Source organism: Rhodopseudomonas sp. BR0C11 (genome assembly GCF_010820945.1).
GTDB lineage: Bacteria > Pseudomonadota > Alphaproteobacteria > Rhizobiales > Xanthobacteraceae > Rhodopseudomonas > Rhodopseudomonas palustris_H.
This window is the reverse complement of the sequence record NZ_QTKI01000561.1, coordinates 1-2,332: the sequence shown is the minus strand read 5'-3', so window position 1 is coordinate 2,332 and position 2,332 is coordinate 1. Positions and strand designations below refer to the sequence as shown.

At 67.6% G+C, this 2,332-nt stretch carries 3 protein-coding genes; all 3 read left to right on the top strand.

What is annotated here, in order from left to right; translation table 11 throughout:
- The first annotated feature begins 260 nt into the window (after window positions 1–260).
- The gene (locus tag DYI24_RS25110) at window positions 261–1,478 is read left to right on the top strand and encodes a vWA domain-containing protein (RefSeq protein WP_107356549.1); all 1,218 of its coding nucleotides are present in this window, start codon (window positions 261–263) and stop codon (window positions 1,476–1,478) included.
- A 36-nt stretch (window positions 1,479–1,514) separates the two neighbouring features.
- Window positions 1,515–1,841 carry an XdhC family protein gene (locus tag DYI24_RS25105; protein WP_011159337.1) on the top strand — a complete coding sequence of 109 codons (327 nt, stop codon included), beginning with the start codon at window positions 1,515–1,517 and terminating at the stop codon, window positions 1,839–1,841.
- 31 nt (window positions 1,842–1,872) lie between these two features.
- Window positions 1,873–2,332, top strand: a 460-nt coding sequence (locus tag DYI24_RS25100) for an XdhC family protein (protein WP_164574250.1), incomplete at its 3' end; no start/stop codon positions are given.

Below are 2,332 nucleotides of genomic sequence, written 5' to 3'. Positions count from 1 at the left end.
GGGGTAAAGGGGACCGGGGCGGGGGAGGGGGAGCCCCAGGCACCGTGCGCGCGTCGCCCTCACCCCACCCCTCTCCCGCAAGCGGGAGAGGGAGCAGGCCGCGTGAGCGGCGAGGTTGTGGACGGACCAGGAGTTCGTCATTCCGGGGCGCGAGCGAAAGCTCGCGAACCCGGAATCTGAAGCCGGCACTGACGTCGAGATTTCGGGTTCGCGCCTTCGGAGCGCCCCCGGAATGACAAGTGGAGAGAGCGTGGCAAACGATGCAGCGTAATCCGACCGCGATGATCGACCATCTCAATCCGCCGACCGGCAAGATGGCGGACAATGTGGTCGGCTTTGCGCGGGCGCTGCGGGCGGCGGGGCTGCCGGTCGGGCCCGGCGCGGTGATCGATGCGCTGGATGCGCTACAGCTGATCGAGATCGGCCATCGCGACGATCTCTACGCCACGCTGGAAGCGATCTTCGTCAAGCGCCGCGAGCATCTGCTGATCTTCGATCAGGCGTTTGCGCTGTTCTTCCGCGCCGCCGAGGACTGGCAGCACATGCTGGACTCGATCCCGCTGCCGGACGCCGCCAAGAAGAAACCGCCGCCGGCCTCGCGCCGGGTGCAGGAGGCGATGTCGCCGGCAGCGACGCGCGATATGCCATCGGCCGAGGAGCAGGAGCTGCGGCTTGCCGTCTCCGACAAGGAGATCCTGCAGAAGAAAGACTTCGCGCAGATGAGCGCCGCCGAGATCGCCGAGGTCACGCGTGCGATCGAGCGGATGCGGCTGCCGCAGGCCGAACTGCGCACCCGGAGAGTGCGGCCGGAGCGCCGCGGCCTCAAGCTCGACCTGCGCCGCACGCTGCGGGCCTCGTTGCGCACCGGCGGCGATATCGTCGACATTCGCAAGCTCGGCCTGATCGACAAGCCGGCGCCGATCGTGGCGCTGCTCGATATCTCCGGCTCGATGAGTGAGTACACAAGGCTGTTTCTGCACTTCCTCCATGCCATCACCGACGATCGCAAGCGGGTGTCGACCTTCCTGTTCGGCACGCGGCTGACCAACGTCACCCGCGCGCTGCGCCAGCGCGATCCGGACGAGGCGCTGGCGAGCTGCACCTCCTCGGTCGAGGACTGGGCCGGGGGCACGCGGATCGCGACCTCGCTGCACAGCTTCAACAAGCTGTGGGCGCGGCGTGTGCTCGGCCAGGGCGCGATCGTGCTGCTGATTTCCGACGGGCTGGAGCGCGAGAGCGACTCCAAGCTGGCGTTCGAGATGGACCGACTGCACCGCTCCTGCCGCCGCCTGATCTGGCTGAATCCGCTGCTGCGCTACGACGGCTTCGAACCGCGCGCCCAGGGTATCAAAATGATGCTACCCCACGTTGACGAATTCCGCCCGGTGCATAATTTGACCTCGATGCACACGCTGATCGCGGCGCTGTCGTCGGCACCGCCGCCGCACCATTTCAGCACGATCCGCTCCGTCGCCTGACCGGCGCCCAGCAGCCAAGCAAGAGGAGACGCCTCCATGCAGCTCGACCGCGACGAAGACATTCTGCGTGCCGCCGAGGACTGGCGTAAAGCCGGCCGCGGCGTGGCGCTCGCCACCGTGGTGGAAACCTGGGGATCGGCGCCGCGCCCGGCGGGCTCCAGCTTGGTGATCAATGACGAGGGGACCTTTCTCGGCTCAGTGTCGGGCGGCTGCGTCGAAGGCGCGGTGGTCACCGAAGCGCTCGACGTGATCGACAGCGGCACGCCGAAGCTGCTGGAATTCGGCGTCGCCGACGAGACCGCCTGGAAGGTCGGGCTGAGCTGCGGCGGCACCATCCGGGTGTTCGTCGAAAAGGTCGATTAGTTCGGCGCGGCGAGGAAGTGGGGCGTAGCCTGTGAAGTTCGAGATCCTGCAGCAACTCAACGCCGAACGCGCGGCGCGGCGGCCGGCGATCGTGGTGACCGACACCGCGACCGGCGCGCAGCGGCTGGTGAAAGCCGCCGACATCGCCGTCGATCCGCTCGCCGCCGAACTCGGCAAACAGCTCCGCATGGGCAAGAGCGCCAGCATCGAGGTCGACGGCAACAAGCTGTTTCTCAACGTCTATGCGCCGACCGCGAAGCTGGTGATCGTCGGTGCCGTGCATATCAGTCAGGCGCTGGCACCGCTGGCGCGCTCGCTCGGTTACGACGTCACCGTGGTCGATCCGCGCACCGCGTTCGCCAGCCCTGAGCGTTTCCCCGACGTGCCGCTGATCGCCGAGTGGCCCGATGTCGCGCTGCCGCCGCTGAACATCGATCACTACACCGCCTTCGTGGCGCTGACGCACGATCCGAAGATCGACGATCCGGCGC